Raw genomic sequence first — 17,180 nt, 5'->3', positions numbered from 1 at the left:
TCTCAGGGTAAGTCGGGACCTAAGCCGAGGCGGAGACGCATAGGCGATGGACAACAGGTTGAAATTCCTGTACCGGATACAATCGTTTGAGCGATGGAGCGACGCAGAAAGGCATATGATCGCGCGACTGGAAGAGCGCGTCCAAGTGCGTATGTTGAATCGGAGGCAAATCCCTGATTCTAAAAGCAGAGACACGATGGGGAGTTATACGAAAGTATGACGAACTCATAGATCCTACACTGCCAAGAAAAACTTCTAGTGAGAAAGTATCCGCCCGTACCGTAAACCGACACAGGTAGGCGGGGAGAGAATCCTAAGGTGCGCGGGAAAACCCTCGTTAAGGAACTCGGCAAATTGCATCCGTAACTTAGGGAGAAGGATGACCTTAAGTAAGCGAAAGGGAGAAACCCCTGGAACAGAACAAGGTGGCAGAAAAGAGGCCCAAGCAACTGTTTACCAAAAACACAGGTGCCTGCGAAAGCGAAAGCTGAAGTATAGGTGCTGACGCCTGCCCGGTGCTGGAAGGTTAAGGAGAGATGTCAGAGCAATCGAAGCATTGAACTGAAGCCCCAGTGAACGGCGGCCGTAACTATAACGGTCCTAAGGTAGCGAAATTCCTTGTCGGGTAAGTTCCGACCCGCATGAAAGGCGTAATGATTTGGGCACTGTCTCAACGAGGGGCCCGGTGAAATTGAAATACCTGTGAAGATGCAGGTTACCCGCGACTGGACAGAAAGACCCCATGGAGCTTCACTGCAGCTTGAGATTGAATCTCGGTGATGCATGCACAGGATAGGTGGGAGACTTTGAAGTATGGGCTTTGGCTTATACTGAGTCGATGTTGGGATACCACCCTTGTATTGCTGAGATTCTAACACGGAGGCTAACAACCTCGTGGACCATCTCAGGTAGGCGGTTTGACTGGGGCGGTCGCCTCCGAAAGAGTAACGGAGGCGCCCAAAGGTTCCCTCAGGTCGGACAGAAACCGACCGAAGAGTGCAAAGGCAGAAGGGAGCTTGACTGCGAGACAGACAAGTCGAGCAGAGACGAAAGTCGGGCTTAGTGATCCGGTGGTACTGTGTGGAAAGGCCATCGCTCAACGGATAAAAGCTACCCTGGGGATAACAGGCTAATCTCTCCCAAGAGTTCATATCGACGGGGAGGTTTGGCACCTCGATGTCGGCTCATCACATCCTGGAGCTGGAGTAGGTTCCAAGGGTTGGGCTGTTCGCCCATTAAAGTGGTACGCGAGCTGGGTTCAAAACGTCGTGAGACAGTTTGGTTCATATCCATCGCGGGCGCAAGAAGTTTGAGGGAGGCTGCTCCTAGTACGAGAGGACCGGAGTGGACGGATCAACGGTGTACCAGTTGTCACGCCAGTGGCACGGCTGGAAAGCCGCATCCGGAAAGGATAAACGCTGAAAGCATCTAAGCGTGAAGCCCGTCCCGAGATGAGACTTCTCATCAGCAATGAGTAAGACCCCTTAAAGACGATGAGGTTGATAGGCTGTGAGTGGAAGGCCCGTAAGGGTTGGAGCGACGCAGTACTAATAGGTCGAGGTCTTAACTTGAATTTCACAAGCGCGACCAAGTGGCGGAAGCCCTTCGGAAAACTTTTCTTCTATATAGTTTTGAGAGAACAGACACTCTCAACGATTCAGTGGCGATAGCTGTGAGGATACACCCGTACCCATGCCGAACACGGTAGTTAAGCTCACAAACGCCGAAAGTACTTGGCTGGAAGCGGCCCGGGAGGATAGGAAGCTGCTGATTAACATGAAAGGACATCTACAAAGATGTCCTTTTTGCTTTGCCTTCATTTGGTTCAGGGTTCAAGGTTCAGGGCTCTCGTAGCGGCTTCGCCGCTTTTTTTATTGGGGCGATGCCCGGAAGTGGCATTTTAGTCATGGGTTACCAGTCATAACAACGATACGAGTAGGCCCTTGGAGACGGAAGTCCCGCAGAGGGACTTCCGAGTTTGGCCTAATCCAAAGAGGCGCCTAGCCTGCCCATTAAGGCGCCTTCCTGTGAGGCCAAACGGTCCGCGCCGAAGGCGCAGGATAGAGTGCCTCGAAGAGGCACAACTCTACATAGCGGTATGAAAAACGATATGAGACGATCCGTCTTTCTTGCGTGTCATGAGGGCCGAAGTAGAGGGATCCTTCTTGCAGAGCGGTAAATCGTGAGCGAGGGAAAGGCAAAAAGGAAACACCAAGGTGTCGTTTGAGTGAGGGCGCATGTGTGCATATGGCGGCAGTGCAATAAAGATCCCTCGGCTTCGCTCGGGATGACGGTGCTTGGGGGGTGGATAGTTTCACAAGGGTGGTGTGCCGCCTGTTTAGAGGATGGTAATCTCGTATCGCAGCCTTCCCCTCTAGGGGAAGGTGCCCCGCGGGGGCGGATAGGGTGACTATGACATGAAAGACAGTTGAGATAAAGATTCCCGGTCACTCCTAGGATTGGTTCTTTTTGCTTTGCTTTCATTTGGTTCAGGGTTCAAGGTTCAGGGTTGAGGTGGCGGCTTCGCCGACTTTTTTAGAAGAGGGTATTCTCGTATCGCAGCCTTCCCCTCTAGGGGAAGGTGCCCCGCAGGGGCGGATAGGGTGACTATGGTATGAAAGACAGATGGTAGTATAGGGGAAAGAGAGGCGCATTTGTGCTGCTTGCGAAAGCACCTGAGCGCCGCCTTTTTTATTGGGCGATGCCCGAAAGTGGTATTCAAGTCACGGGTTACCAGTCATAACAACGATATGAGTAGCCCCTTAGAGAAGGGGCGCGCCAAAGGCGCAGGATGGATCCACGCAGCGGTGTGAAAGACTATGTGAGGCTATCCGTCTTTCTTGAACGTCATCCCGACCGAAGTGGAGGGAGCTTTGTTGTATGGAGGCAGCTTCGCCGCCTTTTTTTAGAGGATGGTAATCTCGCATCGCAGCCTTCCCTGCTAGGAGAAGGTGCCCCGCAGGGGCGGATAGGGTGACTATGGTATGAAAGACAGATGGTAGTATAGGGGAAAGGGAGGCGCATTTGTGCTGCATACGAAAGCACCCTATCCACCGCTGACGCGGTCCCCCTTCCCCATGCGGGGAAGGCTTGTATGGAGGCGCCTTCGCCGCCTTTTTTATTGGAGCGATGCCAGAAAGCGGCTTTTTAGTCACCAGTCACTCCTAGGATAAGAAGGTGCATAAAATGCAAGAGGGGTTCTTGCGAAAAATGAGCGATCGGGCTCTCTTAGGGCGTTTTTTGTCATCATACCTGTGCTATACTAAAGAAAAGCTGATCCGCAGAGGGTGCATATGGGATGCGATCTATTCTTAGTTATAGAATAACTTTATATCATTTTTGCTCATGTAGTTATATTTTGTTTTTCTTGTCTGATAAAATAAAAGAAAATGATCAGCATTTCCCTAGGTTTCATTAGCAGACGTACAGGGGGTCCTATGAAAAACACGATGGAAAAGTCTGAATACAAGGCCATTCTTCATTCGAAGCGGGCCAATATTTATTATCTTTCGAAATGCCGTGTGATGCAGAAGGATGGACGGGTCCTCTATTTGACGGAGACAGAGAAAGGAAATGCGTATTGGAATATCCCGATCGCGAATACGACCGTGATCCTTTTGGGAAATGGCACCTCCATTACGCAGGCGGCGATGCGCCTGCTCTCCGGAGCGGGGGTACTTGTTGGATTTTGCGGTGGTGGTGCGACGCCGCTCTTGGCCGGAACAGAGATCGAGTGGCTGAATCCACAAAATGAATATCGCCCGACGGAATATGTGCAAGGATGGCTGTCTTTCTGGTTTGATGAGAAGAAACGGCTGTCTGCTGCCAAAGAATTTCAAAGAAAGCGCTGCGCTTTTATCGAAAGAGTTTGGGAAAAGGATGAAGATCTGCAGGATGCGGGTTTCTATGTGGATGATATGGAAATGGAAATGGCGATCCAGGAATATCGACGCATGATCGAGCAGGCGCAAAGCGTGACGGAGCTTTTAAGCAGCGAGGCGCGGTTCACGAAAGAGCTTTACAAGTATGCGGCACATGCCGTGGGCCTTTCCGGATTTACAAGAGATCACTCGGGAGAAGATCAGGCGAATGCTTTCCTGAATCATGGAAACTATCTGGCATATGGTCTATCTGCTGTGACATTGTGGGTGCTTGGCATTCCACATGGCTTTGCTGTGATGCACGGAAAGACGAGGCGGGGAGCGCTGGTCTTTGATGTGGCAGATCTGATCAAGGATGCTGTGGTTCTCCCATGGTCATTTATCTGCTCTTCGCAAAATGATACGGAGCAGCAGTTTCGTCAGCAGCTGCTGCAAAAATTCACGGAGCATCAAGTGCTTGATTTCATGTTTGGTGAAGTCAAAAGCGTCAGCCAGCATTTCGGAGAGAGAAGGTGATGCCGCATGATGGTCATCTTTATCAGTCAAAGCGAGAAGAAGGCGGTCCTTACTGTACGGAAGATTCTGGACTCGTTTGCTGATCGCATCGGGGATGATGCCTGGCAGACGGTGATCACGGAGGCCGGACTTCTCGCTGTCAAAACGGCACTGCGGAGGAATGCGACGAAGAGCATGGCTGTATCCTGCCGGTGGATCCGATCGCGCTCGCGGAGCGACCTTCTGTGGATCGTGGGAAATCGGGATAAGTTCAATGCAGAGGGATTGGTGCCTGTCAATTGGACGCAGAAAAATGTATCTCACTTTGAATGGGAGAATCAGTGGCAGTACCTGCCTCTCATTAAGGCTTTGGCAGCTGTGGCTGCGCTTTTCCATGACTGGGGAAAGGCAAATGACTATTTTCAGGATAAGTTAAGAAGGCATGGCGGGAAAAATCGGATGGATCCTTTTCGGCACGAGTGGATCTCCTGCAAGCTGCTGGAGGCGCTAGTCGTAGTCACTGGCGCAGAAGAGACGGATGAAAAATGGATGCAGGCTCTCATCTCCGGAACGCTTGATGAAGCGGAGCTTCTGAAAAAGGTCGGAGAAAATCTGACGGAAGAAAGACAGTGTCATCTGGGAAAGCTGCCGCCGCTGGCCTCTGTCATTGCATGGCTCATCCTGTCACATCACAGGATGGCAGATAAAAAAGGCGATGCCAGAGCAGGATATGAAAATGTGTGCAGGGCGTCTTTCCAAAGTATATGGTCGCATCTGACAGCGGACTGGGGGTATCAAAATCAAAGGACGGAGGAGATATCTGCCGCTCTCCGGGCGAAATGTTTCTGCTTTTCGGAAGGACTTCTTTGGGAGAAATCTCCTGCGTGGAAGAAAGCGGTGCGCAAATGGGTGAGCCGTCTGCAGGAGGCCTATGGGTCATTGCCGTCCGTGGCGATGGCAGGGCAGGCACTTTGTGAAAGGCCGGCCTTTCGGCTGATCCTTGCGTACGCCAGACTCTGCCTGATGATCGGAGATCATTATGCGTCTTCGCTGGAAAAGGAGCCGTCTGCGAGATTGGTCTGGAAAGTGACTCGCCTGTGGGCGAATATCGATGGCGATGGACGCGGTGCATGCAGGCAGTATCTGGAAGAGCACCTGCTGAAGGTGTGCGATCAGTCGCTCAGAGCGGCACACAGGCTTCCTTTTTTTGCAGAGAAGATGGAAAGAGCTTATGATGTACGCGGACTCAAGAAGCAAGGAACAGGCGCGTATGCATGGCAGGAAAAAGCGGCAGCTAAGATCCATGCATTCAGAAAGGAACAGGCCGAAGATACATCCTGGTTCATTGTCAATATGGCAAGTACCGGGTGCGGGAAAACGATAGCGAATGCGAAAATCATGAATGCCATTTCTCCGGATCGGAAATCTCTTCGCTATATCTTGGCACTGGGGCTGCGCTCCCTGACACTGCAAACGGGAGACTCTTACCGTAGGCAGCTGGGCATGGATGGGAGCGAGCTGGCTGTGCTCATTGGATCAGATGCCGTTCGGGCGCTCCATGAAAAATCGCAGGAAGAAAGCGATTGCGGCGCAGAGTCGGCGGAGCCATGGATGGAGGAAAATGTAGAATATCTGGATACCTTCGATGGCGGAGAGATGCAGTTCCTGGATCTCTTTCTGGGGGATACGAACCGGCGCGCGGATAAAAACAAGGCATTGCTGCTGAAGCCTATCCTGACAGCGACCATCGATCACATGATGGGAGCCGTCCAGACCATCAAAGGCGGGCGGTACATGCTCCCCTTTCTGCGGCTCATGTCATCTGACCTGGTCATCGATGAGATCGATGACTTTACGACAAAGGATCTCTATGCGATCGCCAGACTGGTACACCTTGCCGGTATGCTGGGACGGAATGTAGGGCTTTCTTCCGCGACGATTCCGCCTGACCTGGCGGAGGGCATGTATCATGCCTATCAGGCAGGGCTTTCCGTGTACAATGATTTCTTCGCAGCAAAGAAGCATTGTGCCGTACTCTGGTGTGACGAATATAAAGCTGTCGTACAGGACATGCAGGCGGGAAAGGAAGGAGACTTTGCTCTTTTGCATCAGAAATTCGTCGCCAGCCGCTGCCGGAAGCTGAAAACACAGATCGTCCGAAGGAAGGGTGAACTGATCGAGTGCAGCTCCCGGGACGGGGATGCCCCTCTGGAACTCCATTACTTTGAGGAGATACGGAAGGCTGCAGAAAAAATGCACGAGCAGAATCATATCATCGACCGAAAGACAGGAAAGCGTGTATCCTTTGGCGTGGTACGCATGGCGAATATCAATCCCTGCGTGGAGCTTTCAGAGTACCTGCTCCGATGTACATGGAGCCAGGACGTAGCGGTGCGGCTGATGACCTACCACAGCCGGCAGATCCTTCTCCTGCGTCATGAACAGGAAAAATATCTGGACAGCGTATTGTCCCGCAAGGGGGAAGAAGGACAGAGTGCGGAGCTGACAGACCCGGTCATTCGCCGTCATATCGATGAGAGCCGGGAGGGAAATATCCTTTTCCTCGTCGTGGCTACGCCGGTCGAAGAAACCGGCAGAGACCATGACTTTGACTGGGCGGTGATCGAGCCCTCCTCCTATCGCTCGATCATCCAGCTTTCCGGACGCGTGATGCGTCATCGCACTCTTGCAAAAGATCAGGCAGCGTCGAATGTGGCTGTGATGGAGTACAATCTTCGTGGGTTGAAGGGAGAACCGAAAGCCTTCAAATGGCCCGGCTATGAAGTCGGGAAGTACCAGCTGAAAAGCCATGATATGAAACAGCTGATCGATGTCAATGATCTGGCAAACCGCATCGATGCCGCGCCGAGGATCCGGAAGCCGGAGGAACTCCATCCGGAAAGCAAGCTCATCGATCTCGAACACCAGACGATGATGGATTTCAACAGCCGCTCAGACGTAGGCCCACAATCTATGCATGGCTGGCTCGATGAATACTGGTGGCTGACTGGACTTCCCATGGAATTCAGGCGTTTCCGTGAAAATGCGATAGAAGACGTAAAGCTCACTGTGAGATATACTGATGGAGAAGAAACATTCTGTGAACTTGATGACCACGGCAGCCTTGTCGATCGAAAGGCCATCCTGCATATTGATGATTATGAAGGCATGACAGAAGACATGGAACGCCGTCTGTGGATACATCGAGACTATGCAAAGTCTGTGAGACAGATGATCGATATGGAAGATCCCCGGTCAGAAGAGGAACAGATCGAGCAGGCTGAAAGGAAGTATGGTGAAATCACCATGCCGAAAACGTCTGGGGATACCCACTGGCTGTATTCGGATCAGCTGGGATTATTTAAGGAAAGGAAGGGATAAGCGTGGCAAAAGAAGAGAAGGAAGTGACGTCGCTGCACGAATATATCATAGAGAATGCGGCAAAAAAGAGAAAAACACCAGCCAAATGGTTTGACGCGATGGTCATGCATATGAATGAATGTCATCTGGCCAGTCATGTCGGGAAATTTACAAATCCGGACATCAAGACCACCGTATGCAGCCATTCGAAAAAAGTGGCAGGCTATGTGACGACCGGAGGGAGCACCTGCAGTCTGGATATTCTGACACCGGCGCAGTATCTTGGAAGCGCCAGTCTGCTGCTCAGTCCAGTGACTCCCGATAAAAATGTGCTGGAGGCAGTCATTACACGAGACAAGGAACTTGAGAAAGAACTGGAACTGCTGTCACTTTCCATAGAAAAGCTGCAAAAGAAAGTCCAAGAGATGCTGGAAGACAGCCAAAAGGAACCGGAAGCGACAGATACGCATCTTAGACAGGTCTACTTCCCGATAGCGGAGGGAGAATATCATCTGCTGTCGGTCATGCCATCCTCCTGCCTCGCGCTGGAAATGTATCAGAGGATCCGAGCGATCAATGGCCATAAAATAGACTGCTACAATAAGAAATCAGAGAACTACGGAAAGCCCTGCGAAGAAGTCACGGGACTCACCATGATAGGCTTTGGAGGGACCAAGCCGCAGAATATCAGCGCATTGAATTCCCGGTGCGGAGGAAAGGCCTATCTTCTCTCTTCCCTGCCGCCAGCTCTGCGTGAGGTGAAGGTCAGGGTGCCGAGATCGGATTTCTTCAAAGAGTCCATCTGGTATAAATCACAAAGCAGCGCCCTGTATCGGCTGCACGCCTATATGAAACAAGAGCGGAATACCATGGAAATACGAAAGGCCATCCACGATCTGGTGGATGAAATGATCGACGCCGTCCTTTTGGTCGCCTATCAGATCCGAGCAGGCGCTGCTGGATGGAGCGAAGAGGAGACGTATACAGCACTTCCGAGATCACAGAAAATCTGGCTGGACGATGCTTGCATGGAAGAGCGCCTGGAGCCCTCCTGGACAGGTGAGATCGCAGCTGCTTTTGCCAGATGGGTAGTTTTCTCCTATGAAAAACTCTTGGGAGAAGAAGCCGTCTCCTTGGGAGACGCGGAATGGCGCAACTTTAAGGACCAAATGGAGATCGTACTGAAAGATGAGGTGAGATACGAATCATGACATACCTTTTGCTGCCGGAGATACAGATACAAAATGCCAATGCACTAAGCAGCCTCTGTACCATCGGATTTCCTGCCATGACAGCGTGGATGGGAGCCGTGCATGCATTGGAGCGAAAAGTGCGGCTGACAGAATCCTTGCGTGAAGTCCGTTTCATCAGCCTTGGCGTGATCAGCCATGAAAGCCGCCTGCAGGTCTATAAGAACCCTGGGGATTACCATTACTCTATAGCCATCTCATCCAATCCGCTTAGAAAAAAGGGAGGAAATACATTTGAACGTCCGCCCTTTATCGAAGACCCTCGGATCCATCTCAAAGTATCCCTGTTGGTCAAATGCAGCGGCCTTTCTGCCGATAACAAAGAGGAACTGCTGCAGGCAGTCGGAGAGACACTTCCCTCTCTCAAAATAGCAGGAGGAGATATACTTTCCTTCAAAACGCCCGTTGTATACTTTATCAGCGAGGAACACCCGGAGGAAGAAAAGAAGATCCTCCATCGACTGATGCCCGGCTTCGCGGTGGTCGAGAGAGGCAGATTGCTGAAAGAAGCAGGAAATGAAGAGGGAGATACATTGGACACACTCCTCTCTTTTCTGACGATCCACCATGAAGCAGAGATCAATGAAGAAAACGAAGTGCGCGCCTGGACCTCGAAGCGAAGAGAAGCTGGCTGGCTCATCCCCCTTGTTGTCGGTTTCCAAGGCTTGACCCGCTTGGGAAAGGTGAAAGCGCAGAGAGATCCGAATGTCTCGCATCGCTTTGCAGAACCTGTGATCACATTGGGCGAATTCAAAATGCCCTTTCGATTCTCTTCCGTCGAAGACCTGATGTGGCACTACGAATATGATGAAGGCAATGATCTGTATATTTGTAAAAACGAAAAATAAAAAGGAGAACAATCATGGCAAACAAGAAAATTGCATTAGCAAGCGTACTGGCATTTGAGAAGAAACTGGTCCCATCCGATGGTTTCCTCTATGGTACAAGCTGGGAAAAAAGACAGACAGAAGAAGAGCCGATCGCGCTGATCGAGAAGTCGGTGCGCGGGACCATCTCCAATCGCTTAAAAGCAGCTGTCAAGAATGATCCGATGAAGCTCAATGCAGAAGTAGAAAAGGCCAATCTGCAGACCGTAGACAGCGCCTCTTTGAAACTGGATCAGGATACATTAAAGCTTCGCTTTACACTGAAAGTCCTGTCTGGGGTACAGCATCCATCCGTATGCAATGAAGAGGAACACGGCCGAGGCATTTCAAAAATGGTCGAAGACTACATCGAGGAAAGCGGGTTCTCGGAATTGGCACATCGCTATGCCACCAATATCGCCAGTGGACGATTCTTCTGGAGAAATCGCGTGGGCGCAGAAAAAGTCGAAGTCATTGTACGTGTCAAGCCATCCGGGGAGACCATGGCATTTGACGGATATGACTACAGCCTGAAGAACTTCGATAAGCATAGCCCTGATCTGGATCAGCTCTCTGCCAGAATCGCTGATGCACTGTGCGGCAGGATCAGCTATCTGCTCCTTGAAATCGAAGCCTGCGTTTTGATGGGACATGGACAGGAAGTATACCCGAGTGAAGAACTGATCCTTGACAAAGGGAACGGGAAAAAGAGCAAGGTGCTGTATCAGGTCAATGGCATGGTGGCCATGCACTCTCAGAAGATCGGAAATGCACTGCGTACCATCGATACATGGTATCCGGAGTATGGCGTGTCTGGCCTTGGCCCGATCGCAGCAGAACCATACGGCGCTGTGACCACACTCGGGAAAGCCTTCCGCTCTCCGAAAGAGAAAGTAGATTTCTATACACTCTTTGATAACTGGTCGACCGGAACGGCACCTGAAAACGAAACGGACAAAGACTATGTCATGGCAGTCCTTGTTCGTGGCGGTGTGTTTGGAGCAAGCGGAAAGGAATAATATGAACTACTATCAGGATATCACCCTCATTCCAGATGGTGAAGTCTCGCCATCCTTTCTTTGGACGAAGGTATTCACCCAGCTGCATCTGGCACTGGCTGAAGAACAACGAAGAGAAGGGATAGTGAAGACCGCGCTGGCCTTCCCGGCGTATCAGGACAAAGGGCTGGGAAATAAGATCCGTATCCTCGCTCCCTCGGCAGAACAATTGGAAAGATTGCACCTAGACCAGGGGCTGGAACGACTTTCTGACTATGTACACCTGACAAAGATCCGAAAAATAGTGGAACGCCGCATCATCGGCTATAGCATTTACAGCCGATATCAGCCGGATGAATCCGTGGAGAGAAAAGCGCGCCGCTACGTCCGGCGGCACGAAGGCGTCTCTTATGAGGACGCGCTCGGTCTGCTTGGCCGGAGAAAAGAGACATACGATCTGCCATTCATCCAGATGAAAAGCTTATCTACCGCTCAGACCTTTTCTCTCTTCATCAAGAAGACACCCTGTCAGATAGAGCAGTCCGGAACACTGAGCACCTATGGCTTGAGCGATAGTGCATCTGTGCCGGAATTTTGACCAAAATTTTTGACCAATGCAAGAAAAGCCGATTCTATCGGTTTTTCTTGTGCCCTGTTGAAACTTTGGGTAAAATAGATGGAGATAGTTTTTCCCTCGATGGCGCCGAAGCTCTTTCACTTTCTCCTGCAGTTGACTGCCGCATAGGCAGCTTAGAAATGTCTAGGTCTTATGAAGATTTTGTTGCGCCATGTTGACTGCCGCATAGGCAGCTTAGAAAATGTCCTGGTTCATCTGTGCCATCTTACGGGTGTTGACTGCCGCATAGGCAGTTTAGAAAAAGAGCCGCCCCCAAGAGCCGCTTTACAAGTAGTTGACTGCCGCATAGGCAGCTTAGAAAGGATTCTGAATAAGCGAGATCTTCGTCTTTATTGTTGACTGCCGCATAGGAGGGAGGATCGGGACACCGGCTGGCATGCAGGATGGTAAGATGAAAAAAGCCCCTTTGGCAGGGGCTTTTTTTGATGGCTTGTTTTCTCCTTTGGTGTGTTCCCTTTGGTCGGGGCTTTATGGGCGGTGAGGTTTACCGGCGGTGGGTACTCACAGGGCGAGGCGGTAGATCTCTTCGAGGTCTTTGGCGGAGAGGCTGACGAAGCCGTGGAGGAGGCCGTCTTTGGTGCCCTTCCATGCGATGGTCTTTTCGGCCATTTCGGCAAAGCGGGTGTCGTCGATGCCGATCTCTGTGAGGGTGGTCGGGAGGCGGAGCTGTTTTTTGAAGTATTTCCGCAGGCGTTTGATGCCTTTCTGTGCGATCTTGATGGTGTCCTTGCCTTTGGGGGAGACGCCCATGACGTCTACGGCGAAGCGGGCGATGCGGGGGGCGGTGGTTTCGTCCAGGACGTAGGTGAGGAAGGCGGGGGTGAGGATGGCGAGGCCGAGGCCGTGGGTGATGTCGTAGTGGGCGGAGAGTTCGTGCTCGATGCCGTGGCAGGTCCAGGAGACGGCATGGCCGCTGTCGATGAAGTCGTTGATGGCCCAGGAGGCGGTCCAGAGGAGGTTTGCACGGGCGGCTTCATTGGCGGGGTCGGCCATGGCGATGGGGGCGTCTTTCATGACGGAGCGCATCATGGCTTCCATGTAGGCTTCGGTGGCGGGGAAGGTCTCTTCTTTCTGGAAGTAGACTTCCATGATGTGGGAGAGGATGTCGGCGGAGCCGCAGGCGGTCTGATAGGCGGGGACGGTGTAGGTATTTTCGGGGCAGAGGAAGGAGACGGAGGGGCGGAAGGCCTGGGCGGTCCAGCCGTATTTTTCTTCGGTCTCGGGGTTGGTGATGACAGCGCTGGCATTCATTTCGGAGCCGGTCGCGGCAATGGTGGGGATGGTGATGAGGGGGAGGGCGGTGTCGATGGCGGCGCGGTTTCGGATGAGGTCCCAGGGGTCGGCGTCGTAGGGGGTGCTGCCTGCGATGACTTTGGCGGTGTCGAGGACGGAGCCTCCGCCGAGGGCGAGGATGAGGTCCAGGCGTTTTTCGCGTACGAGGCGGATGCCTTCGCGGACGAGGTCGATCTCGGGATTTGGCTTGACGCCGGAGAGGCCGTAGCAGTCGACATTGGCTTGGCTGATTTCTGCGAGGACTTTGTCGAAGAGGCCGCTCTTTTTGGCGGAGCTGCCGCCGGTGATGAGGAGGACGCGGCTGCCGAGGCGGCTGATCTCTTCGGGAAGGTGGGCGAGCATGCCGTTTCCGAAGTAGATTTTGGTGGGGTTGTGGTAGATGAAATCGTGGGTCATGGGGATGCCTTTCTTGTCATGGGTGACTAGGGAAATGCTGATTGAATCATTTTTCCTTAAATGGGTTTGGTGGGTTCTATGGGTTCATAGGGTTCAATGGGGGAGGTGTTCCTTTCACTTTTTCGGCAGACTTGGATTCCTTGTCTCGGCGATCCATTTTGTGAAATCTTCGGGGGAGATGCCGAGGCGTGCTTCTGCCCAGGGTTTCCATTTTTCGGATTTTTTACGCGCGGCAAGGATGTCTTCCATGGAGGCGCCGGTGTGCTGTTCTAAGAGGTAGGCGAGGCGGAGCCAGTGGTTCGGGTAGCCGTCTTGCAGCAGGGGGAGGGCGCGGTCTTCGGGGATGCCGTAGAAGCGGTGAAGGCGGCGGGCGCGATGGCGCAGGAGGCGTTCTTCATAGAGCGCAGCGGTGAGACCTAGCTTTTTCTGGATGCATCCCCATGGGTCATCTTTCCGCATGTCGAGGATGGTATCGATGGGGACTTCGGCGAGGATGGAGAGAAGGGCGGCTTTGTCGATTTCAAGGAAACGGAGGCCGCTTGCGAGAAGGGCTTCTGCTTTGTCTTGGGGGATTTCGTACTTGTAGTGGATGCTTCGGATCTGGTCGTCTAATGTGGGTTCGCTGCGTTTCATAGGGGGTTCCTTTCGTGCAATGAATGGTTTTCTCTATTGTAACATAGACGGGAGAGGGGATAGGGGGCGTGTTGCCCTTTGATTGTTTGCGAAAGAGGAGGCGCAGGTTCTATAGGTTCTATAGGATCAAGAGGTTCGACGGGGGTGGTGCGGCGCATAAAAATAGGGAAGCGCCGCGGAGTTTTAGAATATAGGGTATTCTCGTAAACAATCATTCGCGCCCTTTCCTCTGGAAGGGGCAGACGAGCGAAGCGAGGCGGGGTTGGCTTCCCTGAATGTGGGAGTACCGTTTCACGCGGCCAACCTCCGCCCCTTCGGGGCACCTCCTTCCAAAGGAAGGAGGGAAAAAGAGGGGCTGCGTGTATCGTCATAGGTCTATTGGCGGCGAAGTGGGCGCCTTCTCTGCTATATCCGCTACCCCTGAACCTGCCCCTACCATTTCTTTTCCAGCGGAAAGCGGAGAAGTGCGCGGCATATGTGTGGGAAGCGCGAGTCCCTGACCGCGAATGACAACGGTTTCTCGACTGCGCTCGGGATGACATGCGGGAGAGATGGATAGCTTCACATTGGTTTTCAAACCGCCGCGAGGATCCATCCTGCGCCTTTGGCGCGCCCCTTCTCTAAGGGGCTGCTCAGCGGGGGGAGTTCCGTAATCCCCAATCCCTGCCTTCAAGGTTCGGGGGGGCTGTCCTTTGATTGTTTGCGAAAGAGGGGGAGCGGGTTTTACAGGTTCAAGAGGTTCGAAGGGGGGGGCGGCGCATTTCGTCATCCTGAGCGGAGAAAAACGTCGTATGTTAAGGAAACGCTGATTCAATCGCAGAATCAGATTTCATATGGATTTTTATACATAGTGTCGTCGACATTCTCCTTAAATAGCTCGCTATTCGCGTCGAATGTCTCCTCGCTCTGTATAAAAATCCAAGAATGAAATCTGATAACGATTTAATCAGTGTTTCCTTAAAAATGGCTTATCTGAAATAGGAGAACTGAGTCGAAGGATCTAAGCGCCGCGGAGTAAAAAACGGGGCGATGTCCGAAGGATGGATGATAGAAGTCAGATGTCTGATATCTGATGTCTCTCGGTCTCCTAGTCTAAATCCCTAGCTGCTTATCCCTAGTCATCAGTCACCAGCTGCAAGCAAAAAGCGCCTCCGTGAGTCGGAGGCGCTTTTTTTAGCTTTCGCGGAGGGCGCGTTTCAGGATCTTGCCGGTGGCATTTTTCGGAAGTGCGTCCATGGGGATGAAGCGTTTCGGGATCTTGTAGCTGGCGATGTTTTTCATCATGTATTTGCGGATCTTGTTTTCGTCGAAGGTGTAGCCTTCTTTCATGACGACGTAGGCCCAGACGACTTGGCCGCGGAGGGCATCGGGCTGGCCGACGACGGCACATTCTCCGACGCCTTCGACTTCGTAGATGCAGTCTTCGACTTCGCCGGGGTAGATGTTTTCGCCGTTCACGATGATGAGGTCTTTCAGGCGGTCGACGATGTAGATGTAGCGGTCTTCGTCCATGTAGGCGAGGTCGCCGGTGTGGAGCCAGCCGTCTTCGGTGAGGACTTTCTTGGTTTCTTCCGGTTTGTTCCAGTAGCCCTTCATGACGTTGTCGCCGCGGACGAGGAGCTCGCCGACGGTGCCGGGGACGTAGGGGCCGTTCGTTTCGACGGAGATCATGGCTTCGACGCCGGGGATGGCGGGGCCGCTGGTCAGGTACTTGGGTTTTGCGGTCGGCAGGACGCAGACGACGGGGGAGGCTTCGGTGAGGCCGTAGCCTTCCTGTACGGGGTGTTTGTATCGCATGAAGAAGGCCTGCGCTACGGGCTGCGGGATGGAGGCACCTCCGGAGATGAAGGTGTGGACGGTCTTCATGAGGGAGGGGTCGCCTTTGCGCGCGAGGAGGTTGTACATCGGGGGGACCATGATGGCGATGGTGACGTCGTATTTCACGATGGTATTGATGATCTCCGTGGGTGTGCGCGAGCGCAGGATGACGATGGTCGAGTGGGCGTAGAGGCTGCCGTGGACGATGGTGGTCATGCCGTAGCAGTGGAACATCGGTAGGACGCAGAGGACTTTGTCTTCCGGCTTGAAGATGATCCGCGCGGTGAATTGTTCGACGTTTCTGACGAGGTTTTTGTGCGTCAGCATGGCGCCTTTGGGGCTGCCGGTGGTGCCGGAGGTGTAGATCAGGGCGCATACGTCGTCTTCGGTGAGGGATTTCGGGAAATCAGGGGCTTCGGGGAGCGGTTCGTGTGATTTCTCATCCAGCTCTTCGATGGAAATCGAAGGGACGGAGACGTCCATGGAGGTGTCTGTGATGAGGAGGGTGCTTCCCGAGTCTTTCAGGATGTAGTCGACTTCGCGGTCTACGAGGGAGTTGTTCACGGGGACGATGATCGCGCCGAGGCTCACGACGGCCATGAAGGCGTAGACGAATTCTGCACGGTTCGCGGAGTAGAGGCTGACGCGCTCGCCTTCGCGGACGCCCAGTGCGTAAATGGCATTCCGGTAGCGGTGGATGGCGTCTTCGAGTGCGCCATAGGTGACGTCGACTTCGCCGGTGAAGGCCAGATGGGATGGATCGGCGCCTTTCATGATTTCATGTAGGAACATAGGGGGGACCTTTCTGTGTGTGAAATGTGACTGGTGGCTAGTGGCTGGTGACTAGTCACGGGAAATGGTGGCTATGGTTAGCCCTTGGGCCGTGCAGCCCTTTGATGGCGAATGAAAGCTCTGCCCGAAGGAGAAATGGTGGTACGGCGCATAAATCGAGGGCGCATGTCCCATTTGTTCTGGCAAACACAGCCTGACAAGCGACGTTTTCCGTCGGGTGCAAGGCGTGATGCGCATAGGCGTTTTTCAAAACGTCAAACCGGAGGGAGCCTTCTTCGGCAACATTTTTATTATGAATTTATCTTATCTATTGTAACAGATAACGCATGATGGGTTCAAGGTGGGATGCGGCACGCCCGTGGGGCGTGCTTCTTGATGGCGGATGAAGGCTCGGCTCGGCTCGAATGAGGAATTAGAAATGAGAAATGCGAAATGGTGGTGCGGCGCATAAAAATATAGAAGCGCCGCGGAGTAAAATAATGGCGATGCCCGAAGGGAAGTGGACAGCAGGTTTCCTGTTTGGAATTTCCAAACGTTGACCGCCAGAACGCGAATGACAAAGATTTCTCGCTGGCGCTCGAAATGACGATATGAGGGTCTGACGGCTGATGTCTCCTAATCCCTAGCCACTCATCCCTAGTCACCAGCCACCAGCCACTTCTAATTCCTCATTCCTCATTTCTTCCCCTATATGATATAATAAAAATGTAATTGTGCGAAAAAATGTAAAACGTACAGATTTTGATTTCCTCTCTCATCTG

At 52.6% G+C, this 17,180-nt stretch carries 9 protein-coding genes, 2 rRNA genes and 1 CRISPR repeat array (1 of these 12 running past the window's edge); of the genes, 8 read left to right on the top strand and 3 right to left on the bottom strand.

Going from position 1 to position 17,180, the window contains the following annotated elements; translation table 11 throughout:
• The 8 genes from ACGG9R_RS10610 to cas6f all read left to right on the top strand — a co-directional run.
• Positions 1 to 1,571: ribosomal RNA gene (locus ACGG9R_RS10610) — 23S ribosomal RNA — on the top strand; it begins 1,355 nt to the left of the window's first position.
• Positions 1,572 to 1,656: 85 nt separating this feature from the next.
• Positions 1,657 to 1,773: ribosomal RNA gene (gene rrf, locus ACGG9R_RS10605) — 5S ribosomal RNA — on the top strand.
• A gap of 1,664 nt (positions 1,774 to 3,437) precedes the next feature.
• Positions 3,438 to 4,397, top strand: coding sequence for a type I-F CRISPR-associated endonuclease Cas1f (gene cas1f / locus ACGG9R_RS10600; protein WP_390154866.1), 960 nt, complete (start codon positions 3,438 to 3,440; stop codon positions 4,395 to 4,397).
• 6 nt (positions 4,398 to 4,403) lie between these two features.
• Complete coding sequence (gene cas3f / locus ACGG9R_RS10595) at positions 4,404 to 7,757, top strand: type I-F CRISPR-associated helicase Cas3f (protein WP_390154863.1); 3,354 nt, start codon at positions 4,404 to 4,406, stop codon at positions 7,755 to 7,757.
• A gap of 2 nt (positions 7,758 to 7,759) precedes the next feature.
• A complete protein-coding gene (locus ACGG9R_RS10590; protein ID WP_390154860.1) occupies positions 7,760 to 8,947 on the top strand; it encodes a type I-F CRISPR-associated protein Csy1 in 1,188 nt (395 codons plus the stop codon).
• Positions 8,944 to 9,834, top strand: coding sequence for a type I-F CRISPR-associated protein Csy2 (gene csy2 / locus ACGG9R_RS10585; protein ID WP_390154857.1), 891 nt, complete (start codon positions 8,944 to 8,946; stop codon positions 9,832 to 9,834). The genes ACGG9R_RS10590 and csy2 overlap by 4 nt, the downstream gene beginning before the upstream one ends.
• Positions 9,835 to 9,848: 14 nt before the next feature.
• Positions 9,849 to 10,871 carry a type I-F CRISPR-associated protein Csy3 gene (gene csy3, locus ACGG9R_RS10580; protein WP_390154854.1) on the top strand — a complete coding sequence of 341 codons (1,023 nt, stop codon included), beginning with the start codon at positions 9,849 to 9,851 and terminating at the stop codon, positions 10,869 to 10,871.
• A gap of 1 nt (position 10,872) precedes the next feature.
• Positions 10,873 to 11,448, top strand: a complete 576-nt coding sequence (gene cas6f / locus ACGG9R_RS10575) for a type I-F CRISPR-associated endoribonuclease Cas6/Csy4 (RefSeq protein WP_390154851.1) — start codon at positions 10,873 to 10,875, stop codon at positions 11,446 to 11,448.
• A gap of 131 nt (positions 11,449 to 11,579) precedes the next feature.
• A CRISPR array of direct repeats spans positions 11,580 to 11,841; the repeat unit is 20 nt; unit sequence GTTGACTGCCGCATAGGCAG.
• 147 nt (positions 11,842 to 11,988) lie between these two features.
• Here the strand turns inward: cas6f and ACGG9R_RS10570 are convergent.
• From ACGG9R_RS10570 to ACGG9R_RS10560, 3 genes are all read right to left on the bottom strand, one after another.
• Complete coding sequence (locus ACGG9R_RS10570; protein ID WP_390154848.1) at positions 11,989 to 13,176, bottom strand: iron-containing alcohol dehydrogenase; 1,188 nt, start codon at positions 13,174 to 13,176, stop codon at positions 11,989 to 11,991.
• A 114-nt stretch (positions 13,177 to 13,290) separates the two neighbouring features.
• Positions 13,291 to 13,809 (bottom strand): hypothetical protein, encoded by a 519-nt coding sequence (locus tag ACGG9R_RS10565; protein WP_390154845.1) that lies wholly within the window; start codon positions 13,807 to 13,809, stop codon positions 13,291 to 13,293.
• A gap of 1,173 nt (positions 13,810 to 14,982) precedes the next feature.
• A complete protein-coding gene (locus ACGG9R_RS10560; RefSeq protein ID WP_390154842.1) occupies positions 14,983 to 16,419 on the bottom strand; it encodes a class I adenylate-forming enzyme family protein in 1,437 nt (478 codons plus the stop codon).
• Between the last annotated feature and the right edge of the window lie 761 nt (positions 16,420 to 17,180).

It is taken from the genome of Dialister sp. i34-0019-2H8 (assembly GCF_042846925.1).
Lineage (GTDB): Bacteria > Bacillota > Negativicutes > Veillonellales > Dialisteraceae > Dialister.
Note: the sequence above shows the minus strand (reverse complement) of the source record. Positions and strands in the feature narration are given on the sequence as shown.